Annotated in this window: 24 protein-coding genes and 1 tRNA gene; 14 read left to right on the top strand and 11 right to left on the bottom strand. The window is 67.7% G+C overall.

Features of this window, described 5'->3' with window-relative positions; all coding sequences use genetic code 11:
* Positions 1-192 precede the first annotated feature (192 nt).
* From efeB to efeU, 3 genes are all read right to left on the bottom strand, one after another.
* Positions 193-1,479, bottom strand: coding sequence for an iron uptake transporter deferrochelatase/peroxidase subunit (gene efeB, locus C1Y63_RS01045; protein WP_106014613.1), 1,287 nt, complete (start codon positions 1,477-1,479; stop codon positions 193-195).
* Positions 1,480-1,482: 3 nt separating this feature from the next.
* On the bottom strand, positions 1,483-2,625 hold the full coding sequence (efeO, locus tag C1Y63_RS01040) for an iron uptake system protein EfeO (RefSeq protein ID WP_106014612.1): 1,143 nt from the start codon (positions 2,623-2,625) through the stop codon (positions 1,483-1,485).
* 242 nt (positions 2,626-2,867) lie between these two features.
* Positions 2,868-3,707, bottom strand: coding sequence for an iron uptake transporter permease EfeU (gene efeU, locus C1Y63_RS01035; RefSeq protein WP_106014611.1), 840 nt, complete (start codon positions 3,705-3,707; stop codon positions 2,868-2,870).
* A 482-nt stretch (positions 3,708-4,189) separates the two neighbouring features.
* Between efeU and C1Y63_RS01030 the strand changes: the two genes are divergently transcribed.
* Positions 4,190-5,011, top strand: coding sequence for a MazG nucleotide pyrophosphohydrolase domain-containing protein (locus C1Y63_RS01030; RefSeq protein ID WP_106014685.1), 822 nt, complete (start codon positions 4,190-4,192; stop codon positions 5,009-5,011).
* 188 nt (positions 5,012-5,199) lie between these two features.
* Here the strand turns inward: C1Y63_RS01030 and C1Y63_RS01025 are convergent, their stop codons facing one another.
* Positions 5,200-5,634, bottom strand: a complete 435-nt coding sequence (locus tag C1Y63_RS01025) for a hypothetical protein (protein WP_106014610.1) — start codon at positions 5,632-5,634, stop codon at positions 5,200-5,202.
* A 1,005-nt stretch (positions 5,635-6,639) separates the two neighbouring features.
* Here C1Y63_RS01025 and C1Y63_RS01020 point away from each other — a divergent pair.
* The 6 genes from C1Y63_RS01020 to C1Y63_RS00995 all read left to right on the top strand — a co-directional run bounded on the left by C1Y63_RS01020 (position 6,640) and on the right by C1Y63_RS00995 (position 12,180).
* Positions 6,640-7,425, top strand: coding sequence for a lytic transglycosylase domain-containing protein (locus C1Y63_RS01020; protein ID WP_106014609.1), 786 nt, complete (start codon positions 6,640-6,642; stop codon positions 7,423-7,425).
* Between the two features lie 502 nt (positions 7,426-7,927).
* On the top strand, positions 7,928-9,211 hold the full coding sequence (eno, locus tag C1Y63_RS01015; RefSeq protein WP_106014608.1) for a phosphopyruvate hydratase: 1,284 nt from the start codon (positions 7,928-7,930) through the stop codon (positions 9,209-9,211).
* Between the two features lie 337 nt (positions 9,212-9,548).
* Entirely contained in the window at positions 9,549-10,280 is a 732-nt protein-coding gene (locus C1Y63_RS01010) for a septum formation initiator family protein (RefSeq protein ID WP_106014607.1), read from the top strand.
* Positions 10,281-10,448: 168 nt separating this feature from the next.
* Positions 10,449-11,006 (top strand): DUF501 domain-containing protein, encoded by a 558-nt coding sequence (locus tag C1Y63_RS01005; protein ID WP_106014606.1) that lies wholly within the window; start codon positions 10,449-10,451, stop codon positions 11,004-11,006.
* Positions 11,007-11,008: 2 nt separating this feature from the next.
* On the top strand, positions 11,009-12,031 hold the full coding sequence (locus tag C1Y63_RS01000) for a Ppx/GppA phosphatase family protein (protein ID WP_106014605.1): 1,023 nt from the start codon (positions 11,009-11,011) through the stop codon (positions 12,029-12,031).
* A gap of 75 nt (positions 12,032-12,106) precedes the next feature.
* Positions 12,107-12,180: transfer RNA gene (locus tag C1Y63_RS00995), tRNA-Leu, on the top strand.
* 97 nt (positions 12,181-12,277) lie between these two features.
* Here the strand turns inward: C1Y63_RS00995 and C1Y63_RS12455 are convergent.
* Complete coding sequence (locus tag C1Y63_RS12455) at positions 12,278-12,463, bottom strand: hypothetical protein (protein WP_146128817.1); 186 nt, start codon at positions 12,461-12,463, stop codon at positions 12,278-12,280.
* 37 nt (positions 12,464-12,500) lie between these two features.
* Between C1Y63_RS12455 and C1Y63_RS00990 the strand changes: the two genes are divergently transcribed.
* The gene (locus C1Y63_RS00990; protein WP_106014604.1) at positions 12,501-12,689 is read left to right on the top strand and encodes a hypothetical protein; all 189 of its coding nucleotides are present in this window, start codon (positions 12,501-12,503) and stop codon (positions 12,687-12,689) included.
* 409 nt (positions 12,690-13,098) lie between these two features.
* Positions 13,099-13,923: a Bax inhibitor-1/YccA family protein gene (locus C1Y63_RS00985; RefSeq protein WP_106014603.1), complete on the top strand. Its 825-nt coding sequence runs from the start codon at positions 13,099-13,101 to the stop codon at positions 13,921-13,923.
* Between the two features lie 491 nt (positions 13,924-14,414).
* Here the strand turns inward: C1Y63_RS00985 and C1Y63_RS00980 are convergent, their stop codons facing one another.
* The 3 genes from C1Y63_RS00980 to C1Y63_RS00970 all read right to left on the bottom strand — a co-directional run bounded on the left by C1Y63_RS00980 (position 14,415) and on the right by C1Y63_RS00970 (position 16,375).
* On the bottom strand, positions 14,415-14,879 hold the full coding sequence (locus tag C1Y63_RS00980) for a hypothetical protein (protein ID WP_106014602.1): 465 nt from the start codon (positions 14,877-14,879) through the stop codon (positions 14,415-14,417).
* Positions 14,880-15,000: 121 nt separating this feature from the next.
* Positions 15,001-15,525 carry a transcription elongation factor GreA gene (gene greA, locus C1Y63_RS00975; protein ID WP_106014601.1) on the bottom strand — a complete coding sequence of 175 codons (525 nt, stop codon included), beginning with the start codon at positions 15,523-15,525 and terminating at the stop codon, positions 15,001-15,003.
* Between the two features lie 412 nt (positions 15,526-15,937).
* Positions 15,938-16,375, bottom strand: a complete 438-nt coding sequence (locus tag C1Y63_RS00970) for a DUF4307 domain-containing protein (RefSeq protein WP_106014600.1) — start codon at positions 16,373-16,375, stop codon at positions 15,938-15,940.
* 448 nt (positions 16,376-16,823) lie between these two features.
* On the opposite strand from C1Y63_RS00970, the gene mca reads away from it, so the two are divergent.
* From mca to C1Y63_RS00955, 3 genes are all read left to right on the top strand, one after another.
* The gene (gene mca / locus C1Y63_RS00965; protein ID WP_106014599.1) at positions 16,824-17,702 is read left to right on the top strand and encodes a mycothiol conjugate amidase Mca; all 879 of its coding nucleotides are present in this window, start codon (positions 16,824-16,826) and stop codon (positions 17,700-17,702) included.
* 195 nt (positions 17,703-17,897) lie between these two features.
* A complete protein-coding gene (locus tag C1Y63_RS00960; protein ID WP_106014598.1) occupies positions 17,898-18,167 on the top strand; it encodes a hypothetical protein in 270 nt (89 codons plus the stop codon).
* 258 nt (positions 18,168-18,425) lie between these two features.
* The gene (locus C1Y63_RS00955) at positions 18,426-19,196 is read left to right on the top strand and encodes an isoprenyl transferase (RefSeq protein ID WP_106014597.1); all 771 of its coding nucleotides are present in this window, start codon (positions 18,426-18,428) and stop codon (positions 19,194-19,196) included.
* A gap of 82 nt (positions 19,197-19,278) precedes the next feature.
* On the opposite strand, the gene coaA is transcribed toward C1Y63_RS00955, so the two are convergent.
* Positions 19,279-20,205, bottom strand: a complete 927-nt coding sequence (gene coaA, locus C1Y63_RS00950) for a type I pantothenate kinase (protein WP_106014596.1) — start codon at positions 20,203-20,205, stop codon at positions 19,279-19,281.
* A gap of 219 nt (positions 20,206-20,424) precedes the next feature.
* On the opposite strand from coaA, the gene glyA reads away from it, so the two are divergent.
* On the top strand, positions 20,425-21,726 hold the full coding sequence (glyA, locus tag C1Y63_RS00945; RefSeq protein ID WP_106014595.1) for a serine hydroxymethyltransferase: 1,302 nt from the start codon (positions 20,425-20,427) through the stop codon (positions 21,724-21,726).
* Positions 21,727-21,956: 230 nt separating this feature from the next.
* Here the strand turns inward: glyA and pcaD are convergent, their stop codons facing one another.
* Positions 21,957-22,745 (bottom strand): 3-oxoadipate enol-lactonase, encoded by a 789-nt coding sequence (gene pcaD, locus C1Y63_RS00940; protein WP_106014594.1) that lies wholly within the window; start codon positions 22,743-22,745, stop codon positions 21,957-21,959.
* A gap of 83 nt (positions 22,746-22,828) precedes the next feature.
* Positions 22,829-23,197, bottom strand: coding sequence for a DUF5997 family protein (locus C1Y63_RS00935; RefSeq protein ID WP_233195515.1), 369 nt, complete (start codon positions 23,195-23,197; stop codon positions 22,829-22,831).
* A 168-nt stretch (positions 23,198-23,365) separates the two neighbouring features.
* Between C1Y63_RS00935 and C1Y63_RS00930 the strand changes: the two genes are divergently transcribed.
* On the top strand, positions 23,366-24,163 hold the full coding sequence (locus C1Y63_RS00930; protein WP_146128816.1) for a LysR family transcriptional regulator: 798 nt from the start codon (positions 23,366-23,368) through the stop codon (positions 24,161-24,163).
* The last annotated feature ends 146 nt before the right edge of the window (positions 24,164-24,309 follow it).

The raw sequence follows: 24,309 nt of genomic DNA, 5'->3' as shown, positions 1-24,309 counted from the left end.
TACGATTGGTCAACGGTGTAAACATCGCCGCATTGGACGTACTGATCCCACCTGTGTGCAGCCACAACCGCCCGCATCCGACTCCTCCTGGCTGCACGGTGGGGTGCAGGCCGGGTCAGAGGGATGCGGGCGGTGGTGTGCTGCCCTTGGGGGCGTGCTGCCCCGGAGCATGGTGCCCCGGGACGGGGCGTGTTAGGCGGTCTGCTCGAAGAGCTTGGAGCCCCAGTAGTCCTTCTCGCCGGTGACGCCGCCGGGGCAGGCGAAGATGGCGGAGGACTCGTAGCGGACGTACTCGTTCATCTTGTCGCCCTTGGCGAGCTTCGACTGGACGGGGATGAAGTCCTTGTCGGGGTCCGCGACGAAGGCGATGAAGAACAGGCCTGCGTCGAGGTGGCCGAAGCCGTCGGAGCCGTCGATGAAGTTGTAGCCGCGGCGCAGCATGCGGGCACCGTTGTTTTCACTGTGGTGCGCCAGCCGGGCGTGTGCGTCCGCGGGGATGACGGGGCCGTCGGTGCCGACGTACTCGTCGAGCGGTAGCTCGTCGAACTCGTGGGTGCGGCCCAGGGGTGCGCCTTCGAGCTTATCGCGGCCGAAGGTTTCCTCCTGGTCTTTGAGCACCTGCCGGTCCCAGTTCTCAATGAGCATTCGGATGCGGCGGGTGATCAGGTAGGAGCCGCCGTCCATCCACTGGCCGGGGGCGTGCACCCACACGTGCTCGTTGACGAGGTTTTCGTCCTCCACTTTGAGGTTGTTGGTGCCGTCCTTGAACCCGAAGAGGTTGCGGGGGGTGGCTTGGGCCTGGGTGGTGGAGGAGGTGCGCCCGAAGCCGAGCTGCGACCAGCGGACGGCGACTTTGCCGGTGCCTTCCTTGATGAGGACGCGCACGGCGTGGACGGCGACCTGGGGGTCGTCGGCGCAGGCCTGCAGGCAGATGTCGCCCCGGCTGATGGCCTCGTTGAGCATGTCGCCGGAGAAGTGCGGCAGGTCGTTGAGCTCGGCGGGCTTTGCGGCGGCCAGGCCGAAGCGCTCGTCGAAGAGGCTGGGGCCGAAACCGATCGTGATGGTGAGGTTCGCGGCCGGCAGGTCGAGTGCCTCGCCGGTGTCGGGGGCGACGGCGTACTGGCCGCCGCCGACGGCACCGTCTTCGACGGCTTCGAGCCCTTGGGTCATGCGCCGCGCCATCGCCGTCCAGGTGCGCAGCATCTCCTGTAGGTCTTCGCGGGTGGTGCCGGCGAGGACGTCGAGGGAGACGAAGTGCATGCGGTCCTGGGCGGCGGTGGTGATGCCTGCCTGGTGGGGGCCGTCGAAGGGGACGATGTGGTTGGGGATGGCGTCCCCGTGGGCGTCGCCTGGGGGCATCGCGGCGAAGCCGGCCACGCCGGCAACACCCAACCCGGCGCCCGTGAGGAATCCTCGGCGGGACAGCGCGGATGCGCCGTCACCGAAGACGCTGCCGTGTGCGTGGTCGGTGTCGCTCATGGGTTAGTTCGCCACGACTTCCTGCACCTTGGCGACGTTCTCCGTGAGGGTGTCCAGGGCGGTGGACAGTTCCTTGCGCTGCTCCTGGGTGACCTCGGCGTAGTTGATGAAGCCGTCGCCGTCACGGTAGCCGTCGAGCAGCTTCTGCACCTTCGCGAAGTCGGCGTTGATGGAGCTGAGCAGGTCCTTGTCGCGGGCGTCGAGGGCCTTCTCCAGGGAGGCGATGGCGGCCTTGGAGCCGTCGAGGTTGGCCTGGAAGTCGTAGAGGTCGGTGCCGGAGAAGACGTCTTCCTCGCCGGTGATCTTGGAGGTGGCGATCTCGTCGAGCAGGCCCTGGGCGCCGGAGGCGATCTGGACGGGGGTGATGGTGTAGTCCTTGGAGTCCACCCCGGCGACGAGTTCGTCGACGTCGGCGACGAGCTGCTTGGCGTCCGCCTTGGTCTCCTCGGTGATCTCGTTGCTCTCGAAGATGGCCTTTTCGATCTTGTGGAAACCGGTCCAGGTGTCGCCCTCCTCCAGGTCGGCTTCACGCAGGTCGATGCGCGGGTCGAGGTCGTCGGGGAAGGACTCGGCGACGGGCTCGATGCGCTCGTAGGGGGTGCGGGCGATGGGGAACAGGGCGCGGGCGGTGGCGATGTCGCCCTCGTCGATGGCGTCGGCGAAGAGCTTGGTCTGCTCCTTCAGGGCCTTCGTCTGGGAGCGGACGTAGGCGATGTAGCCCTCGACGGCTTCCTCGAGGACCTTGTCGCCGTCGGTGGCGGACTTTGCCTCACCGGTGACGGTCAGCTGGGAGGAAATACCCTCGCCCACCATGCCCGGCTTGCAGGTCAGGGTGTACTCGCCCGGGTCGGTGATCTGGACGGTGAGCTTACGGGTCAGGCCCGGGCCAATGTTTTCGACCTCGCCGATGACACGGCCGGCGGTGGTGTAGACGTAGAACTCGTTGACCTTGGAGCCGTTGTTGGTCACCTCGAAGGTGGAGGTGCCGGTGGTGGTCTCCGTGCCGGAGACCGCGCAGGTGGTGTCGTCGGCGGTGACGGTGAAGTTCTGGGCGTTGGCTTCATCGACCTTGTCGGCGCAGGCAACGAGGGTGCCGGGCAGGGCGAGGGACAGCGCTGCCAGGGACACAGTCTTCTTGAGGGTCATGGTGTTACAGGGTTTCTTTCTGTCCGGGGTGCACGAGGCGGTGGCCGCCACAGGCCTGTGGCATCCATCCGACCAGCGTGTGAGGGAGGGGGTGTATGCAGTTTTGGCAGCCACGCCGCCACCCCCACCACGGTCAGTGGTGTGGGGCGGGGCGCCGGGGCGAGCCCGCGGCGGGCGTGGCCGACAAGGGGAAGAAGAGAAAAAGGAGAAACAGAGCAACGCGCAGCGGCGCGTGCGGGCGCCTATGCCGTGGCCTGCGCCGCAGCCGGGGCGGCGGGGGTGGTCTCGCGCTGGGGGCGGAGGAACAGCCACAGGGCGACGACGAGGTAGACCGCCCAGCCGATCATGGAGGCCACGGTCGGTGCGGGCACCAGGTTGAAGATGCCTTCGATGAGGGCTGCGGGCGCGGAGCCCGGCACGAGGATGTGGGAGATGTCGAAGGCGAGGTTGTTCAGGCCCGGCAGCACCCCCGCTTCCTGCAGGTCGGTGATGCCGTAGCGGAGGATGCCGGCGGCCACGACGACGAGGAGGACCCCGGTGATCGTGAAGAACACCTTCAAGTTGATGCGCAGGGCGCCGCGGTACATGAGGACCGCGAGGACGACGGAGGCCAGCATGCCGAGTGCGAGCCCGAGGAAGGGCTTGGCCAGGGCGCCGTTGGTGAAGGAGTCGAAGACGAGCAGGGCGGTTTCGATGCCTTCGCGGACGACCGCGGTGAAGGCCACGACGACGACGGCGAAGGGGCCGACGGCGATGGCGGCCTCCATCTTGCCGCTGAGCTCACGGCTCATGTTTTTCGACGCCCCGCGCATCCACAGCAGCATCCAGGTGACCAGTGCGACGGCGATGAGGGAGGCGATGCCGCCGACGAGTTCCTGACCGGTGGAGGTCAGTGTCTTGGTGCCGAATTGGATGAGGAGGAAGGCGGCGATGGTGGCGGCGAGCGCGGCGGCGACGCCGAGCCACACCCAGCGGAGTTGGTCCCGGCGGTGGCCCTTGACGAGGAAAGCCACCAGGATCATCACGACCATGGAGGCCTCGAGGCCCTCGCGGAGACCGATGAGGAAGTTGGCAAACAGCATGAAAAGTGGTGTGTCTAATGTTCGGTGTCGTGGCGCACGGGCCGCGCGGTGGCGGTGGGGCGTCACGGGGTGGACGACGCGGCCGAGTTCTCGGCACGCGGCGGCCGGGGTGCGGGGTGCGCACGGCGGCAGCACTTTTTAGGCTAGCCCTCACACTGGGCGTGTTGGTAGCCCCCGGGGGAGTACAGGCGAAGAGAACTTGGCTGCGTTTCACCCCAATGGGTGTGAGGTCACACTGCGGTGCCGCCCGCATCACACCCGCCGGTGTGGGCCCGTAACCCCGTCCGACGGGTCCGTGACGAATCATCGTTTGGTGCGCATGCGTGCGTGCCGGGCGGGCTCGTGTTCTCACCCGATTGCTGTGGGTTGCCTGAATGTTGCCTGTGGCCTTGATGTTTGCGCGGGCGAAACCGTGGGGCGGGCGGCGGCGGGGGGAGAATCCTTCTGCGGGGGCGGGGTGCGCGGCGGCTATGATCGCCTACATGTCTGTCGTTCTGCTCGATCCGCGCTTCCCCGATGTGATTCCCGTTGACGCCGTCCCACATCTGCGTGGTGAGATTCGCTACACCGACGAGGTGGGGGTGCATGTGCGGTGGGTTGTCTCCGACATCGCGGCCCGCGCCCAGGGTGCAGACGACGAGGCGCGGGGCGCCCACAGCGCCCGCCCGGAGCCGGTGCTCATGTCGACAGACGCCGAGCACCCGGAGGTGCTCGCCGCGATCAACCGCGGGGAGACCGTCTATGCCAGCGCCTACCGCGGCACCGGCGGGGCGGACGCCCCGCGGGCGGACAGCTCTGCCACCCCGGCGCACCTGCGGGGAATTGAGGAGGCGCTGCAGGTGATGGAGCGCGCACTGACCATCGGCGGCTGGGAGCGGGCGCAGACCCACGAGTCCCTCCTGCCGTACCTGGAGGAGGAATCCGGCGAATTCGCCGAAGCGGTCCGCCAGTACGCCCCCGGGGATACCCGCCCGAGCCTGCAGGGCGCGAAGCAGTTGGAAAAGGAACTGGGGGATGTGTTGCTCCAGGTGCTCTTCCATGCCCAGATCGCCGCCAATCGGGGCGACTTCGATTTCGACGCGGTGGCCCGCTCCTTCGTGGCGAAGATGCGGGCGCGTAGCCCCTACCTCTTCGATGGCACGACCGAGATCGTCGACGAGGAGACGCAGATGCGCCTGTGGGAGGACGCCAAGCAGCAGGAGGACAAGCCTTTCGATCCGCTGACGGCGGACGCCTCCTTGCTGCCGCCCCTGGAGCCCCGGGGCCTATTGGATCTGCCGCCGCTGCCCGGGATGGACGTCTAACCGCCGCACCCAAGGGGTGCCAACACCCCACAGACGACAACACCCCAAGGGGAGTCGGGGAATGACAACGACGACGCGCCCACAGCCAGCAAGGACTTTTTCAAGGTCCCTATGTGAAGACTGTGGGCGCGTCGCTTGGGATGCGGGCAGGCGCGGGGCCGGGTGGGCTTGAGACGCCTGCCGCGGGGTTACTTCTTCGGTGCCAGCGCGAGCAGCGGCTCGATCATGCCGCGCAGGTTGCCGAGCTGCGGCATAGCCTCGGAGGAGCCGAGCTGGCTGGACAGCAGGGCGATCGGGTCCTTCTTGATCAGGCCGCACTCTTCGGCCTTGCCGGAGACATCGTTGCCAACCTTGGCGGCCGCAGCGGCGATGACGGCGTTGTTGCCGGCCAGGTCGGTGGCCTTCGCCTTGATCTTGGTCTCGAGGGTGATGCGGGTGTCCTCAGGGGAGTACAGGCCCAGGGTCTCCAGGCCGGACTTCACGTCCTGGCAGGACAGGTTCTCGGCGGTGTTCGTGCCGAGCAGCAGGCCCAGCAGGTCGAGTTCGCTGGCGTGCGCCGGGGTGGCGAACGCGGTGGCGGCGACCAGGGTCGCGGCGGTGGTGGCAAGAGCCTTCTTCAGCATGGTTGCTCCGATCGGGGGAAGAAAAACAAGGGGAGAACTAAGGAACACAGCGGCGCACGGCGAAGCCGAAGCGGTGACGAGTTCGCAGGTGTGCCGCACTGCCGGTCTTCTTTCGGGGGATCTCCTCCCGGCCCCTTTTGTGTCCCCTGTGTCCCTTGCGTCCCCTGTGTCCGTCACGCGCTCCAGTACTGGCGTGCCCGTGGGGGGCGGGAAGGGGGAGAACTGTAGGCCCGGCCCCGGGGTAGCGCCACGCAGAACGTGGATGTTCCAGGTGAGACGTGTGTGGGACGGTCAGGGGAGAGAGGATAAGGGAAGAGGGGAGGAAGAGACCGAGGTCTCGTGAGAAGACGAGGCAGACTGCGGCGGCTGCGATCGCGCCGGGTGATGGCCTGGCGGGGCGCGTGCTGTCAGCGGTGGTGGGTACTCGGCAGAGCCTTGCGGGCATTCACTCCCGGGGCGGCCTGCGGATACCACACCACTCGTTGTGTGAAAATTGAACACTACTGTTACTGCTGTGGCAATAGTGGCGCGCCTGTGGGGGTGCTCCCCGGGGGTGCCCGACATGTGTCGGGAGGGGTGTGCTGTGCCTGCGGCGGGCGCTCACTGCGGTGCCTGTCGGGGGTGCGGTGTGCGGTGCGTGCCATGTGTCGGGCAATGCAGAGCCACTAAAACGCAGGAAGGCGCACGCCTGCCCCTGTGAATCGTCCGGGACTGTGCTGTCCCGCGGGCAGGCACTGTGCCGCGAGTTCCCATGCCGCTGTCATCGCCGGCTCAGGTGTGGCCCAGCGTTGCGTGCTTGTCACCGGGTGCGGGTGGGTGTGTGCAGCACTTCGCATCAATGAATCCGCCTCTGCCCGTGTGGCGTGGGCTGCCCCGGGCTGTGACGCGCACTGCGCGAGCATGTCTGATGTGGCGTGGCGGGGTGTGTTGCCTGAACGTTTCCTGTCATCACGCAGGTGTGGGCCAAGTCGGAATGCGGCGGGTGGGGAAGTAGGATTGGCGGCCATGACTACAGGCAGAACTGCGCTCCGCGGGTGCATGATTACGAGCGTGCTCGCCCTCGTGCTGGTCGCGATCGCCGTCGCCGGAGCCCTCGTATTGCTGGGCGACCGGGTGGACTTCACCCCCAGCCCGCCCGTCCCCGACGACGTGCCGCCGGCCGCCGCCGCAGCGCCGCCCGCCATCGACATCAGCGCGCCGGGCCGCACCGCCGACAGCCTGGCCGACTGGGCCGCCCCCATCGCGGCCAACACCGGTATTTCCCCGGCGGCGGTGCGGGCCTACGGCAACGCGCAGCTCATTGCCGAACGCACCTGGCCTGACTGCCACCTCAACTGGGGCACCCTCGCCGGCATTGGTTACGTGGAAACCCGCCACGGCACCTACTCCGGCAAGCTCTTTGGCGGCTCCCACCTGGACGAGGCAGGCGTCGCCACGCCCACGATCATTGGTGTGCCGCTCGACGGCTCCCCCGGGTTCGCAGAGATCCTCGATACCGACGGCGGCAAGTGGGACGGCGATACCGAGTATGACCGCGCGGTGGGGCCCATGCAGTTCATCCCGGAGACCTTCCGCACCATCGGCATCGACGCCAACGGTGACAACGAGCCCGACCCGAACCAGATTGACGATGCGGCCGCCTCCGCGGCGGCGCTGCTGTGCATGGGGGAGCGGGACCTGGCCACCCCGCAAGGCTGGACGAAGGCGATCTACGCCTACAACGCCTCGAGTGACTACCTCAACAAGGTGCGCGACGCGGCCGCCCACTACGCCCGCAATGAGCACCCCTAAATACGCCGTACACCTCCCCGCACCGCGCCCCGCGCGCCCAAGAGAAATCTCAGGGCGTGTGGGGCGCGCGGCGTTGCTGGGTGCGTGCGCGGCATCGGACGCAGCGGGGGAGTGGGTATGAGCGGGCATGTGAGAAGTGCGGCGGCGGGAACCTGACCCCCGCCCAGTGGTGCCCGATTTCGGGTTCCGGTTGTGTCCGTTTTTGAGGACTTCGACCCTGATTGTGAGTGCTATCTCTCACACTTCTGTGGCTGTGGCGCAGGTCGTGGGCACCTTGCCCGTTCGGAACCCGTCACGCACACAGAAAAAGTGCAACAATTGAACCACTGGTGTTACCCGCCGAACGGGGCCCGCAACAATGCGCGGGCCGTCACACGTGCAGCCGGGTTGCCGACACTTCATCTGCTCCCCGCGCGACGGGGGCTGGGGTGGTTGGCGACGGCCGCTAGGTGGGTTGTCCAACACCCGATGAACATCATCACCTACTGGCTAGGAGGCCACTGTGGCTGAAATTATGCACATCTTTGCCCGCGAGATTCTGGATTCCCGCGGCAACCCCACTGTCGAGGTTGAGGCCCTGCTGGACGACGGCGCGCACGGCGTTGCCGGTGTCCCCTCCGGCGCTTCCACCGGTATCCACGAGGCTCACGAGCTGCGTGACGGCGGCGACCGCTACATGGGCAAGGGTGTCCTGAAGGCCGTGGAGAACGTCAACGAGACCATCAACGACGAGCTGGTCGGCCTGGAGGCCGACGACCAGCGCATCATCGACCAGGCCATGATCGACCTGGACGGCACCCCGAACAAGTCCAACCTCGGCGCCAACGCCATCCTGGGCGTGTCCATGGCTGTCGCCAAGGCTGCTGCCGAGTCCGCTGGCCTGGAGCTGTTCCGCTACATCGGTGGCCCGAACGCCCACCTCCTGCCGGTTCCGATGATGAACATCGTCAACGGTGGCGCTCACGCCGATTCCGGCGTGGACGTCCAGGAGTTCATGATCGCCCCGATCGGTGCCGAGTCCTTCTCTGAGGCTCTGCGCATGGGTGCCGAGGTGTACCACAACCTCAAGGCCGTCATTAAGGCCAAGGGCCTGTCCACCGGCCTGGGCGACGAGGGTGGCTTCGCCCCCTCCGTCGAGTCCACCAAGGCTGCCCTCGACCTCATCGTCGAGGCCATCACCAAGGCTGGCTTCACCCCGGGTGCCGACATCGCTCTGGCTCTCGACGTTGCGTCCTCCGAGTTCTACGACAAGGATGCCGGCGTCTACAACTTCGAGGGTGGCAAGCACACCGCTGCGGAGATGACCGAGGTCTACAAGAAGTTGATCGAGGAGTACCCGATCGTTTCCATCGAGGACCCGCTGCAGGAAGACGACTGGGAGGGCTACACCCACCTGACCGCCGAGATCGGCGACAAGGTCCAGATCGTCGGCGACGACTTCTTCGTCACCAACCCGGCCCGCCTGGCTGAGGGCATCGCCAAGAAGGCTGCCAACGCCCTGCTGGTCAAAGTCAACCAGATCGGTACCCTCACCGAGACCTTCGACGCTGTCGAGATGGCTCACCGCAACGGCTACCGTTGCATGATGTCCCACCGTTCCGGTGAGACCGAGGACACCACCATCGCTGACCTGGCTGTCGCCCTCAACTGTGGCCAGATCAAGACCGGTGCTCCCGCCCGCTCCGAGCGCGTCGCCAAGTACAACCAGCTGCTCCGCATCGAGCAGATGCTCGGCTCCTCCGCCGTGTACGCTGGCCGCTCCGCGTTTCCGCGCTTCCAGGGCTAATCACCCCCTGATCCCCGCAGGCTCCCCGTGAGCCTGCCCCGGGCGCAGGTCAACCCCGCGCCCGCTATTCCTCCAGTTCTTTGTGTTCGGCACCGCCGTCACCCTCCCACGCGCCTCGTGCGTGGTCGTCGGGTGCGGCGGTGCCGTTCGTTGTGTACCCACAGCCGTCAAAGGGGTGGCTTTCGTACCGGGTCATGCGGTGGTGCGCAGGGTGGCGCCGGCTGACGGCGGGTGATGTCGGGGGGGGAATGCCGTGTGATGTTGGCGGGAGGATGTGCGGTATCGGTGGTGTCTATCCGGTGCTCGTGTGGCGGGTGTGGCTACACTGTGGGGCACTATGGCTAAAGGTGACTCCCCCCGTGCGCGCGGACAGGTGCCGGTATCCCGGCGCGAACTCAACCAGCGGCACAAGCAGGCTGTCGCCACCATCAAGGCCCGCCGCCAACCGATGCGGCCGATCAGCCACGTCGAATTCGCGATCCTCGCCACGGTGCTCGTGGCCGTCATCGTCATCGTCGGCGTGCCGATCCAGAACTATGCCCAGCAGCGCTCCGACATTGCCCGCGTGAAGGCGTCGATTAGCGCCAAACAGCGGCAGAAGGACGAGCTGAGTGCGCAGCTGCAGCAGCTGCAGAACGACGACTACGTCCGGGAGCAGGCCCGCGCCCGCTTCGGCGTGATCGAGCCGGGGGAGACGGCGTTCCGCATCCTGGATCCGGCGTTGGGGGACAACCCCCAGGCCACCAAGCGGGGGGAGCTGGGCCAGCCGACGGGCCCCTGGTATGACGTGCTGTGGTCGAGCATTGCGGTGCCGGCGGACGACGCCACCGAGGTCGTCATCGGTATCGGCCAGCCCGCGGCACCTGAGACCCCGGAGGCGACGAGCCGCCTGCCGATTGAGGGTCAGCCGCTGCCGGCGGCACCTGGCCAGGAGCCCGCGGATGCCGGTGAGATGACCGGTGACGAGGAGGCTGCGATCGGCCAGCCCGCAGAGGCCGGTGTCGAAGGCCCCGCTGGAGTCGACGGCGCGCTCCCGCCCGGGGATGCGCCCGCCCCGGCGGGGAACTAACGACCTTTCCGCGGGGAGCCGGTGGCTGAAGGCCCCGTAGTAGGGGTGGGCTCCTGGCGTGTCGGGTAGGTCTGGTTCCCGGTGCCGCTGCGCGGCAGCGGTGTGCGGGGTGCGCGTGGTGTGCGGGGTGTGGGCACCGTCGGCGGGTTCGTGACAGAATAAACGCCCATGAGCGTTTCCGAGAAAGACATTGCCGCCGTCGCCGAGCAGCTGGGCCGCACCCCGCGCGGCGTGCTGGAGGTCAGCTACCGCTGCCCGGATGGGGCGCCCGGTGTGGTGAAGACCGCGCCGCGGCTGGATGATGGCACCCCGTTCCCGACGCTGTATTACTTGACCGACCCGCGGCTGACGGCCGAGGCGTCCCGGCTGGAGGTCGCCCACGTCATGAAGTGGATGAGCGCCCGCCTTCATGAGGATGCGGACTTGGCGGCGGATTATCGTGCCGCCCACGAGCACTACCTCGCGGAGCGCAACGCTATCGAGGACCTGGGCACGGACTTCTCCGGGGGCGGCATGCCGGACCGGGTGAAGTGCCTCCACGTGCTCATCGCCTACGCGCTCGCGGAGGGGCCGGGGCGTCTGCGTCTCGGCACGGAGGCCGTGGCGTTGGCCGCAGAGCACGCCCACCTGCGTGGCACCGCCATCCCTGCCGACTGGCCCACCTGTGAGGAGCTGGGGATCAGCCTGGAGGATTTTGATTTCTCCAATGCCGGGGTGAACGTCTGATCATGACGCGTTTCGCTGCCGTCGATTGCGGCACCAACTCGATTCGTCTGCTCATCAGCGAGGTGAGCGTGGACCCCGCCGCGGATGCTGCGGGCGCGGCCGCGTGGGGGACGAAGGACATTCTGCGGGAGATGACGATCGTGCGCCTGGGGGAAGGGGTGGATGCGAGCGGCGAGTTCGCGCCCGCCGCCTTAGAGCGCACGAAGGAGGCCCTGGCCCGCTACGTCGACCTCATGCGGGAGCACCGGGTGCGGTTCGTGCGGATGGTGGCGACGTCGGCGACGCGGGACGCGGCGAACCGGGAGGAGTTCTTCGCGATGACCGCGAGCCTGCTCGGGCAGATCACCCCCGGCGCTCGCGCTGAGGTCATCAGCGGCGAGGAGGAAGCCCACCTGTCGTTTACGGGCGCGGTGGCCGATCTGCCCGCAGGGGATGAACCCTTCCTCGTCATCGATCTGGGTGGCGGCTCCACCGAGTTCATCGTCGGCACCCGTGCCGGGGAGATCCTGGGCGCGCACTCCGCCCACATGGGGTGCGTGCGCCTGTCGGAGCGCATCCTGCGCGCCGACCCGCCCACCACCACCGAGATCGACATCGCCCGCGATCTTGTCGCGCAGCGCATGCAGGAGGTGGCCACCATCGTGCCGTTGGGGCAGGCCGCCACCGTGGTGGGCTGCGCCGGCACATTCACGACCCTGTCGGCGTTGGCGCAGGGGCTGGAAACCTACGATGAGGACGCCATCCACGGCTCGGAGCTCAACCTGGAGCCGCTGCGCCACCTCACGGAGCAGTTGCTGCACCAGACGGCCGCGCAGCGCGCCCAGAACCCTGTCATCCACCCCGGCCGTGCCGACGTGTTGGGTGGCGGCTGCATCGTCGTCCAGGGCATCATCGACACCCTGGAATCGGTGGGCATCCGGTCGATCCGCATCAGCGAGAAGGACATCCTCGACGGCATCATTGCCGGCCTGGCGGCCACCCACCTGGGCGATGCCGACGCCGCCGGGGAGCACCCCCACGGCTAGCCCCGCGGGGGTGATGGGGGTGATAGAGTAGCGGCAGCTTTCCCACCATGGATCTTCCACCGCGGTGGGACTGCTGCCCCTATAGCCCAATTGGCAGAGGCAGCGGACTTAAAATCCGTTCAGTGTCGGTTCGAGTCCGACTGGGGGCACGCGAAGCCTTCTAGCAGCATCCCTGCTAGAGGGCTGTTTTCCTTTTTCCTGGTGTGGATTCTCGCACCCCATCCCATGGCATGTCCACGACATGCGTCAGCGGCAGGTCCACCCATTCGCCACAGCATCACGGTCCTCGTCGCACAGGTTGGCTCTGCCCACGTGACACGTGCCGCAGGCGGGGAAGCGAACGGGCTTCTCTTCGACCTCGGGAGAATGCTCCGGCTGTGGGTTCGCCACGGCGAGGGTGTGCGCCCAGGCGGTGCCTACTACAGTGGGCATACCGACCCCTACCCCCAATCACGAGGAGCACTGCATCGTGTCGACGCGGAAGAATTTCACGACGTACACCCCGAGGTACCTCACGGACATCCGTCCAACGCAACTCCCCACGACGCTGGGCCCGGTGCAGTCCCCGGCCGAGCGGGTGCGCGACGTGTGGAATCGCGTGGGAGGGATGCTCCAGCAGTCGATGACGACCTTCGACGAGTTGCACGACCGCCGCTAGAGAGCCCCGGCCCGGCTGCTTATCCAGCAGTGTTTTTCTGGCGGGTGGCGTCCACCGGGGACGAAGGAATGGGCGGCGACGCCGCGCTGCCAGCCGTGCCGCGTGGCCCCGCGCCCATCACTGGCAGCGAACCGGACGCAGCAGCCGGGAACTAAACTGCGGGCTGACGCGTTGTACTGGACGTACATCAACGGACACGGCACGCGCTGTGCCGTGACGAAACAATAAACACAACGACGCCTGCGCTGCCGGGGAGCTTGCCTTCTCGTGCGGCGCGTGGTCGTTCGCCCCGTTCACACCACCGAAGACCCGCCGCCTGCGACGATCGCATGCGTCCCGCACGATCTGTTCCTGCGGGTGCGGCTTTGGGGTGTGACCCTGTGTGAGCAATGGAAAGGACACGCACACCGTGCGCAGCTCTAACCCTGTTTTTAACTCTTTGACGAAGGCCTCCCGCGGCCAGGCGCAGGAGTACGTCCAGGCCGGTTACGGTCAGGCCGAGGCGTTCAACCAGTATGGTGCCGGATATGGCCAGCCGCTCGCCGTGGGTGGCGCCCGCGCGATGACCCACGATGACGTCATCAACAAGACGGCGATCACCGTCGGCATCATTACCGTGCTGGCCGCGATCAACATGGCCCTGTCCGTGGTTGCCCCGGGCCTGTCGATGATCCTTATGATGATCGGCCTCATCGGCGGTCTCATCACCGTCATGGTGGCCAGCTTCCGCCGCCTCTACGCCTCCGCCGCGGTGACCATCACCTACGCCGTGTTTGAGGGTCTTGCCGTGGGCGGCTTGAGCCTGCTGTTTGGTGGTTTGACCGGTAAGACCGGCACCATCGTGGGCCAGGCGGTGCTCGGCACCCTGGGTGTGTTCCTCGGCATGCTGTACGTCTACAAGACTGGCGTTGTCAAGGTCACCCCGAAGTTCAACCGCATCCTTACCGGCGCCCTCATCGGTGTGCTCGTCATGAGCCTCGGCAACGTGCTGCTCATGCTGTTCACCGGCAGCAACCCGCTGACCAATGGTGGCCCGATCGCGATCGTGTTCTCCCTGTTCTGCATCGGCCTGGCGGCCGTGTCCTTCCTGAGCGACTTTGATCAGGCGGATCGTCTGGTGCGCGCTCAGGCTCCGGCGGACATGGCGTGGGGCGTGGCCCTGGGCCTGGCTGTCACGCTGGTGTGGCTGTACACCGAGATCCTGCGTCTGCTGTCGTACTTCAACCGCTCCTAAGCGGTGCCAGGGCCCGCACCCCCTTCCGGGCGGTGTGAGCCAGTAATGGAAGCCCTCCATGGGAATACCCGTGGAGGGCTTCGTCGTGCCCGAGGTACCCCTGACACAGCGGTCACGGGCCGGCACGAGGCTGGGGCGGCGGTACGAGCGCCGGAGTCGCGGGGGCTGGCTGTGGGCGGGCCCGGTCAGCGACACCCCGCAGGGGAAAGGCCGGGCTGCCCGACACAGCGCGAGCATCCCCGGTGCGTCGGACCGGCCCATCGGGATCTCAACCTGTTGCGAGCTGGCGTGCAGCGCGCGTGCTCCCCGGCGGTGGTGGCGGCGATGCCCGTCTGGCTGCTGTGTGCCGGGCGGGCATAGAAAACACCCGCCGGCTCCTCCTCACGCCGGGCTGGTGCCGGGGTGGTGGGGTGCGGGCGGGTGTGTGGGCGCGGGGCGTGAAAGCTCCGCTGTGGGGCCTGCGTGTGGCGGGCCCTGTGGTGATTACTCCCTTAGGGGAGGATGACGACGCCGTCGACGGCGACCTGGGTGAAGGACGCCCCGGAGACAGTGTCGTAGGGGTTGGACAGCACGACCTTGACGTCTTCGGTCTTCTGCAGCTTGCCGTCAGCACAGTTCGGGGTGCAGTCGTTGGTCACGCGGGTGGCGGTACCGGTGGCGTTGGTGGCGGTCCACTCCGTCCAGGTGATGTCGCGCAGGACATCGTTGTTGTCGCCGCAGGCCAGGGAGATCTCGTCGGGGCGCTGCTCCGGGGAGCCGACACAGTTGGTGTAGCCGGGCAGGGCGTCAGCGGCGGCCACGGTGGTGGCAGCTGCGCTGGTGGGTGCCACGGTGGGGGCGGCCACACCAGTGGCGGTGTCGACCCACTTCTCGGAGTCGATCTCGTGGGGCGGGCTGCAGGCGGCCAGGGTGGCGCAGGCGCAGACGGCGAGGGCGGAAGCGAGGCGGGTTTTCATGGGGTCTCCAATGAAAAAGTGGGGTGAGCGGGGGAGAAGCGCACGCGTACCCACCAATCGGGCACGCCCGCCGTGTGCTGTGGGGGCGGTGCCGTCTGCGTGGGGTGCGTGCGGGACGGTCCTAGGACTCGTCGCGGGGGGTGGCGTACTTCTCGGAGTTGTAGGGCTCGGCGGTCACGATGGTGACGGACAGCTGGCGGCCGTTGGGGGCGTAGTACTCGCGGGTCTCGCCTTCCCGGGCGCCGAGGACGGCCTGCCCGAGCGGGGACTGCTCGGAGTAGGTCTCGAGGTTCTTGTTGTCGGAGGCTGCGGCGCGGGTGCCGATGAGGAAGGTTTCCTTCTGCTCCTTGTCGCCGTTGTAGTAGACGTGCACGACGGAACCGACGACAGCGACGCCCTCTTCGATGCCGGAACGCTCGGTGGTGGAGTTCGCCAGGATCTCGGAGATCTGCTTGATGCGGGCCTCTTCCTGGTCCTGCATCTCGCGGGCGGCATCGTAGCCGGCGTTCTCCTTGAGGTCGCCCTCTTCGCGGCGCTCGTTGATTTCGGCGGCGACGACCGGGCGGTGGGCGATCAGCTCGTTCAGCTCGGCTTCGAGCTTGCTCTTGGTTTCCGGAGTGATGTACTGCTTCTGGTTGTCAGCCATGAAAAATGAATGTCCTTGGGAGTTTTTTGGGGCGTGAAAAGCGAGGACCCCGCCACCGGCCGCCGGGGTGCATCACGGGTGGCCTCGGGGTGAAAATATCTCGAGGCTCGATGCGCGCTGGCGTCGGGTGGGCGGGTGTCGCCACTGTCTGGTGGTCCCGAAGCTGCACCCCGCATGGCACCGGCCACGTCCCAGCGTGGTGGGGTGATGCGCCTGCACCGTGTGGGCCGTGGTTGTGGTGGTGGGGTGGGGCGAACGCTTGGGGCCGCGGGTGCCGCCGGTGGAGGCGGCAAACTGCAGCAAATTTTAGCACAGGCCTTAGTACGCCTTTTCGTGGCGTGAGCCCCGCCCGCAGCCTGTGGCGCGGGGTGGTCGCCGTGGCCGGTGCGGCCCGGGGGAGCTGCTGGGGCGTTTACTCGGGTCGGGCGTTGCTGCCCAGGTAGTCCGGCACGCCCTCCGCGCAGCCGTAGACGCGGCCCGCCACCGGCAGGTCGCGGGTGGGGATGTCCACCTGGAAGCGCTGCACCTTCGGTCCGCCGGCGGGGATGACGAACTCGCGGCGGCCGACTTCTTCGACCTGGTAGTTCTGGGCGGTGACGATGCAGTAGGAGTCGACCTCGGGGTTCTTGCGGGTGACATCCACGTTGAGGCGGAGCACGTCGTCGGCGGTGCGCTCGAAGCCGGCGGGGGTGGCGCTGATGGTGACCTGGCTGCGGGACTGGAAGTACTGCCAGATGACGACGACCGCGATGACGGCGGTGATCACGGCGAGGATGGCGATGATCTTGCCGGACAGGTTCGGTGCGGTGGCGTTGTTGTCGTACCGTGCCGTGCGGGTGCGTGCGGCCATGGTGGGGGCACCATCCTTCCAGGGGACTGCGGGGAGTAGGTGGGGAGTAGGCGGGGTGGGCGGGGCGGAGTTGCCCAGGACCCAGGGCCCGGGGTGTGCCCCACTTCTGGGGGCGTTCCTGCCCTCATACCTTAGGCCACCTGGCGGATCCTGTGGCAGGCGGGGGAGGGGCTGCGGTGAACCCACACCTCGTGGCCACCCACACGCCCGGTTGTGGTCGTGTCACTCATCGTGGGATAGTGGCTGCACCCTGCATGAGCGCTGCAGCGGTGCCCGGTAGCTCGCCGTGCTCGCTCATCTGCGCGCGGCACCCCGCCCCAGCGCGACATGCCGCGCGCGACACGCTACGCTCATGCACAGCCCGTGCGTGCCCGCGCGTGCGGTGCGCGCTGCCGCAGGCAGCACCCCTGATAGTCCTGTCCACCCCGCGAAAGGTCGGTACCCCACCGTGTCGGATCTGCGCCTCATGGCCATCCACGCCCACCCCGATGACGAATCCTCCAAGGGAGCCGCAACCATGGCTCGCTACGCCGCCGAAGGCGTGGACGTCATGGTGGTCACCTGCACCGGCGGGGAGCGCGGCGACGTGCTCAACCCGGGGCTCAACCCCCAGGACATCGCCGACATTGGTGCCCTGCGCCGGGAGGAAATGGCCGCCGCGGCGAAGGCCCTGGGGGTGCAGCACCGCTGGCTCGGCTACGTCGACTCCGGCCTGCCGGAGGGGGATCCGTTGCCGCCGCTGCCGGAGGGCTGCTTCGCGCTGGAGGACTCCGACGAGGTCACTGAGAAGCTCGTGGCCTTGATCCGCGAGTTCCGCCCCCAGGTCATCATCACCTACGACGAGAACGGTGGCTACCCGCACCCGGATCACCTCAAGGTGCACGAGGTGAGCATGCTCGCCTGGGAGCGCGCCGGCGATGAGGCCGCCTACCCGGAGGCCGGTGCCCCGTACACGCCGCTGAAGCTGTACTACACCCACGGTTTCATCCGGCAGCGCCTGGAGATCTTCCACCAGGAGTACCTCGACCGGGGTGAGCCCTCGCCCTATGCGGAGTTCCTGGAGCGCTGGAAGACCAACCGGGCGGACATCATGGCCCGGGTGACGACCCAGGTGCAGGCCGCCGACTACTTCGATGCCCGCGACGCGGCGCTCAAGGCGCACGCCACCCAGATCGACCCGGCGGGCACGTTCTTCGCCACCGATCTGGATACCCAGCGTCGCCTGTGGCCGACGGAGGAGTTTGAGCTCGCCGCCACCCGGGTGACCACGAGCATCCCGGAGGATGATCTCTTCGCCGGGATTCGCGGCACGGCCTACGCCCAGTAGACACCGCCGACAACCACGAGGCGCCGGGTGTCCGGGGGAGTGTTCTCCCGGGATTCGCCGTCTGCGCGGGGTGCGGGTGCGATACCCTAGGGCAGTGCGGGTATTACCCACTCCCGCAGTACATCCGGCGGGCGTGCTCGCATCAGGCCCCCTCTTTTTCGACCACGACGACACTTTTGTGAGAAGGATCGACACGTGACCACTTCTTTGCTGGCACAGGCTGAACGCGGCGCCCAGATCGGTAGCGAGTTCGGCAAGGCATCCCCGGTGGGGTTGTTCATCATCGTGCTGCTGCTTGCCGCAGTGCTCTACCTCGGCTGGTCGGTCAACGTCCGCATCAAGGCGATGGCGCGCCGCCGCCAGTTCGCCGAGGATCACGGCCTCGACGTGTTCGACATTGAGGCGATCGATGCGGCCATGAAGGCAGAGGGCGTCGCCCCGCTGAAAAAGCCCCGCATGTTCTAAAGCACGCAACCCCCAAAGGGGGCTCGCATGTGTCCCCCTGTTCTCGTTCGCACCCACCCCGTCACGCGCCCGTACGCACCGGGGTGGGTGCGTCTCTGCGTGAAGGGACTGCGGGGGTGTCCGCGTCAAGGGGGTGGGTGCGTGGCCGTGCGCACCTGAGTCGGATACGGGTGGTGGTCGCCGTGCGGCCCCGGACAGTCACGTGCAGTGGTGCGCGGTGGTGGGCGGTGCCGTGGGGTCCTGGCTAGACTTGGAGTCGTGAAGTTTTTGCCCCAACTGCTCTACCCGGTCTACGAGGCCCGGCTGCGGAAAGAAATCGCAGGCCGCCCCCACCCGGACCACATTGCCATCATGTGCGATGGCAATCGTCGCTGGGCACGGGAAGCGGGCTTCGCCGACGTGTCCCACGGGCACCGGGTGGGTGCCCGCAAGATTGGTGAGATGGTCCGCTGGTGCGCGGAAACTGACGTCAACCTGGTGACCGTCTACTTGCTGTCCACGGAGAACCTGCAGCGCACGAGCGATGAGCTGCAGTTGCTCTTCGACATCATCTGCGACGTCGTGGCAGAGCTGGCCGCCCCGGAAACCAACTGCCGGGTGCGGCTGGTGGGGCACCTGGATTTGCTGCCGGAGTACGTGCGCATGCGCCTGCTGGATGCGGTGCGGGACACGGATGCGAATACGGGCGTGGCCGTCAACGTGGCCGTGGGCTACGGCGGCCGCCAGGAGATTGTCGATGCGGTGCATTCGCTCATCGACGAGTCGATTGAGGCCGGCGAGTCCGTCGAGGAGCTCCGCCAGCGGGTGACGGTGGATTCGGTGTCGAAGCACCTGTACACCTCGGGGCAGCCGGACCCGGATCTCGTGATCCGCACCTCTGGGGAGCAGCGGCTGTCGGGCTTTTTGCTGTGGCAGGCCGCCTATTCGGAAATCTGGTTTACCGACACCTACTGGCCGGCGTTCCGGCGGGTCGATTTCCTCCGCGCGTTGCGCTCCTACGCGAACCGTTCCCGCCGCTTTGGCAAGTAGCCGACGCCCCTTTTCCCAGCCCGTGCGGCGCCCGCGGGGAGCCCGGGCAGGGGCCTCGGCCCCCAGACAATGGGCCCGCCCGCTAGATTTTGCGCAGCCGCAGGCGGTCGACGCGGTGGTCGGAGTCTTTACTCATGACCAGGTTGGCGCGCACCCGGGTGGGCAGGATGTTTTCCACCAGGTTTGGCAGGTTGACTGACTGCCAAATTTCCCGGGCGACGACCACAGCCTCGTGGTCGTCCAAGTCCTTGTAGTGCGCGAAGTGCGCGCCCGGTACGGCGAATGCGGTGGAGCGCAGCTGCAGGAAGCGGTCGATGTACCACTGCTCAATGTCGCGGGTGCGGGCGTCGACGTAGACGGAGAAGTCGAACAGGTCGCTCACCATGAGGGTAGGTCCCGTTTGGAGGACGTTGAGCCCCTCGAGGATGAGGATGTCGGGCTGGTCGACGTCGATGTATTCGTCCGGCACCCGGTCGTAGAGGGTGTGGGAGTACACCGGAGCCAGGCAGTGCCGGTTGCCGGATTTCACGTCGGTGACGAACCGCAGCAGCCCCCGCTGGTCGTAGGACTCGGGGAAGCCTTTGCGGTTCATAATCCCGCGGGCCTGGAGCTCCGCTGTGGGGTAGAGGAACCCGTCGGTGGTGACCAGGTCGACGCGGGGGTGGTTGTCCCAGCGCTGCAACAGTACCTGCAGGAGGCGGGCGGTGGTGGACTTGCCGACCGCGACGGAGCCCGCCACACCAATGATGAAGGGGACGTGGGGCGCCTGGGAGCCGAGGAAGGTGGCGGTCGCCTTGAATAGTTCTTGCCGCGCTTTGACCTGGAGATGGATGAGGCGGGACAGCGGCAGGTAGACCTCGGCGACTTCCTCGAGGTCGATGTTTTCGCCGATGCCGCGCAGGGTGATCACCTCGTCTTCGGTGAGCACCTGGGGCATGGAGTCGCGGAGACGGTGCCAGGAGGCCCTATCGAAGTCGAGATAGGGGCTGAAATCGTGAGGCCGTGACATGGCCCCATTGTGACACGAGTCGCCGCGCGAGGCGGTGCGGCGGGCGCGGCGGCCGCCCGCGGGTGGCGTGTGCGGGTGTCTGCCGTGGGGGTGTCCGGGTGGGGGTAGGTTTCGGCAGTGGGGTGGGGTGTGCGGTTATCATGCAGGGGCATTCTTAATGTTCGTCCACGCGGCGTGGTCTTGCGGCGTGGGCACGACCGGAAGGTTTTTGACGGCCTCATGACCGACGCCTCTGCGGATCTCCGCTACCAGCCCCTGTCCCAGCTCGACCCGGAGGTGGCGGAAGCCATCGGCGGCGAGCTTGCCCGCCAGCGTGACACGCTGGAAATGATCGCGAGTGAGAACTTTGTTCCCCGCGCCGTCCTGCAGGCGCAGGGCAGCATCCTGACCAACAAGTACGCGGAAGGCTACCCGGGTCGCCGCTACTACGGCGGCTGCGAGAACGTCGACGTCATTGAGGATTTGGCGCGTGCCCGCGCCACCGAACTGTTCGGTGCCGAGTTCGCGAACGTGCAGCCGCACGCCGGCGCGCAGGCGAACGCCGCGGTGCTCATGGCCCTGGCGGAGCCGGGGGAGAAGATCATGGGCCTGTCGCTGGCCCACGGTGGTCACCTCACCCACGGCATGAAGCTGAACTTCTCGGGTCGTCTCTACGAGGTGGCGGCCTACGGGGTGGATGAGTCCACCATGCGTATCGACATGGATCAGATCCGCGAGCAGGCGCTCAAGGAGAAGCCGCAGGTCCTCATCGCTGGCTGGTCGGCGTACCCCCGCCACCAGGACTTCGCGGCGTTCCGTGAGATCGCCGACGAGATCGGTGCGAAGCTGTGGGTGGATATGGCGCACTTCGCCGGCCTGGTGGCCGCGGGCCTGCACCCGACGCCGGTGCCGCACGCCGACGTGGTGTCCACCACCGTGCACAAGACGCTGGGCGGCCCGCGCTCCGGGATGATTCTGGCGAAGCAGGAGTGGGCGAAGAAGCTCAACTCTGCGGTGTTCCCCGGCCAGCAGGGCGGCCCGCTCATGCACGCGATCGCGGGGAAGGCTGTGGCGTTGAAGATCGCCGGCACGCCGGAGTTCAAGGAGCGCCAGGAGCGCACCCTGGAGGGCGCCCGCATCCTCGCGGAGCGTCTCACCGCCGCCGATTGCGCGGCCGCGGGCGTGGACGTGCTCACCGGCGGTACCGACGTGCACCTGGTGCTCGTGGATCTGCGCAACTCGCAGATGAACGGCCAGGAGGCTGAGGATCTGCTCCACGCGGTGGGGATTACCGTGAACCGCAACGCGGTGCCCTTCGATCCGCGTCCGCCGATGGTCACCTCGGGTCTGCGTATCGGCACCCCGGCGCTGGCAACCCGCGGTTTCGATGCCGCCGGCTTCACCGAGGTGGCCGACATCATCGGCACCGCCCTGGCGCAGGGCGCCAACGCCGACGTGGAGGCCCTGCGGGCCCGCGTGGCGACGCTGGCGCAGCAGTACCCCCTGTACGAGGGCCTGGAGGAGTGGCGCATCGCCGAGTAGGCGACCAGCTCCAGGGTGGTGCTGTGCGTGAACGAGCGCAGCACCCCACCTCTTGAAACGACGAGCAACGCCCGCCGCACACACCAGATGATGGTTCGTGTGCGGCGGGCGTTGGCGTCGCAGGGGGTAGCCTGCATCCCCCGGGGTGGGCCGGTGGGACGACCGTGGGGCCTGTGCCCACGCACCCCGGGATGGTCTGCTCCCGTTGGGGGCGGCAGGCGTAGGGGCGCTTAGGCCTGGTGCTGGGCGAGGAAGGCGCGCAGGAGGCGGTTGAATTCTTCCTGCTGCTCGATGTTGGCGAGGTGGGCGGCGCCCGCGATGCTGGCCCACTCGGCGCCGGGGATGAGGTCGGCGAGTTCGCGGACGACATCTGCCGGGGTGGAGGAGTCTTCCGCCGCGGAGATCACCAGCACCGGGCGGGTGACAGTGGCGAGCTGTGCGCGGGAGTCGAAGTCCGCGAGGGCGGCCGCCGCGCCGGCGTAGCCGACCCGGTCGGTGTGGCTGATGATGTCCTCGAAGGAGGCGAAGTAGCCGCGCTCACCGAAGCTGGGGGTAAACCACCGGGAGGCGACCTGCTGGGCGACGGCCGCGGTGCCCTCGGCAAGCACGATGCGGACGCGTTCCTCCCAGGCCTCCCGGGTGCCGAACTTGGCCGCGGTGCACGCGAGCACTGCCGCCTGCACCCGGTCCGGGTGCTGCAGCAGCAGGTCCTGCACGAGGGCACCGCCGATGGACAGGCCGACGACGTTCGCAACCCCCACCCCGAGCTCATCGAGGGTGTGCAGCACGTCCTCAGCCATGCCGCTAATCGTGTAGGGGCCGTCCGGCACGGGGGAGGAGCCGTGGCCGAGCAGGTCCATGAAGATGACGTAGTAGTCGTCGGCGAGGACTGCTTGGTCGCGCCACATCGACAGGTTGGCGCCGAGGGAGCCTAAGAACACCAGGGCGGGCTTGTCGGGGGTGCCGAAGGTTTCGACGTGCAGGGTGACGGGGCCGTCGTGGGCGTCGGTGGCGGTCATGGGGCGAACCTCCTGGAAGAAAAGTCACAAAGGTGGCACCCGCGCGTGCGGCGCGGGTGGGGCGGGGAGACGAAAAGCCCCGGCTAGGACTCGTCGCCTGTGGCCGGGGTGCTGGCTTTCGCGGCGCGGGCCTGTGCGGCTTCGCGTTCCTCGGCGAGCTGGGTGCGGGCGGTGCGCAGCCACTCCGGCTGGTCCTCCAGGAGGGCCTTGATCTCCGCGGTGGTCAGCGGGGTGTCCATGTCGTTGCGCTTGAGTGCGGCGATGGTGATGCCCAGCTTCTGCGCGACGACGGGGCGGGGGTGGGGGCCGGTGCGGCGCAGCTCGGCGAGCCACTCCGGCGGGGTGGTCTGCAGGGCGACGAACTCCTCGTGGGTCAGTGCGTTGTCCTGGAATTCCTGCGGGGTGGCTGGCAGGTAGATGCCGAGCTTCTTCGCGGCGGTGGCCGGCTTCATGCGCTGCGCGGACGCCGGGGTCCGCAGGGTGTCGCTGGCGGTGCTCGTCTCGAAAGTCATACCGGTCACGGTATCACTGGCGGTGGGGAAGTCTCTATCCCCGCCAGCCGCCGATCCTTACTGCTCGCGGGTGGGGCGGGTGGGGTGTGCTGCCTATACTTGTGCGTTATGGAATCGCTGACGTTGTTTTTTGCTAAGGGCACGGCCCCGTCCAAGTGGTGCCAGCGCTTTGAGGAGCGCGGCCTGGGGCGCGTGGTGCTCAAGGAGAAAGACGACGCCTTCGCCGCCCTGCGGGTGCACGCCGACACCGCAGGGGACACGGCACCGCCCGCAGCAGCTGACACCGGCAGTACCGCCGCCCTCCCCGAGGTGGCGTTGGTGCGGCTGCCGGACCCCCGTGTGGAGGCCGCCCGTGGTGCCGGGCGGGTGCACGTGGTGCGCCTGTACGAGGAAACCCCGGGGGTGGTGCTGCCGAAGGAGCATGAGCTCACCCTGCTGGAGCGTCTCCACGTCGCCGATCTGGCCGGCGAGATCGTGCACTACACCCCGAGTGAGACCGGCCCGGTGGATGTGCGCGCGGTGCGCGATGCGGTGCTCGTGGTGGCGGCGAACGTGGGCGTGGCCTGTGCGCCGCGGCCGCTGCTGCGGGCGCTGAATAACAAGGACACCGAGAATCGCGACCTGGTGGATGGGGTGTCGACGACGATTGCTGCGGTGTTCGCGGTGGAGGACGACTGCGATCTGGTGCAGGACTTCATCGGCACGACCCGGGGCCGGAAGCCCGAGTCCTCCCGCAATGCGGCGCCTGGAAAGAAGACGGCCCGGGAGAAGGCGCTCGCGAAGCAGGCCCGTGCGGGGAAGTCGGCTGCCGGTGGTTCTTCCCGGGGCGGCAAGGGGGCTGCCCGGGGCGGTGGCGCGGGGCGCGGTGGCCGGGGTGGGCGCAAGCCGGGCGCACGCCGCCGCTGAGTGGGCGCGCGCCCCGGGGTGGTGGGGCCGGGTGAAGCCCGCAGATTCAGTGATATGCAAAGGTATTAATTATTTGCATATGCATGACATCTGTTGGGTTGCGGGCCGCCGTGAAAGTCGCAGTAAGAATGCGTTTTTCGCCCTCG

It is taken from the genome of Corynebacterium sp. 13CS0277, assembly GCF_002994655.1.
Lineage (GTDB): Bacteria > Actinomycetota > Actinomycetes > Mycobacteriales > Mycobacteriaceae > Corynebacterium.
This window is presented reverse-complemented; position numbering and strand designations above follow the sequence as displayed.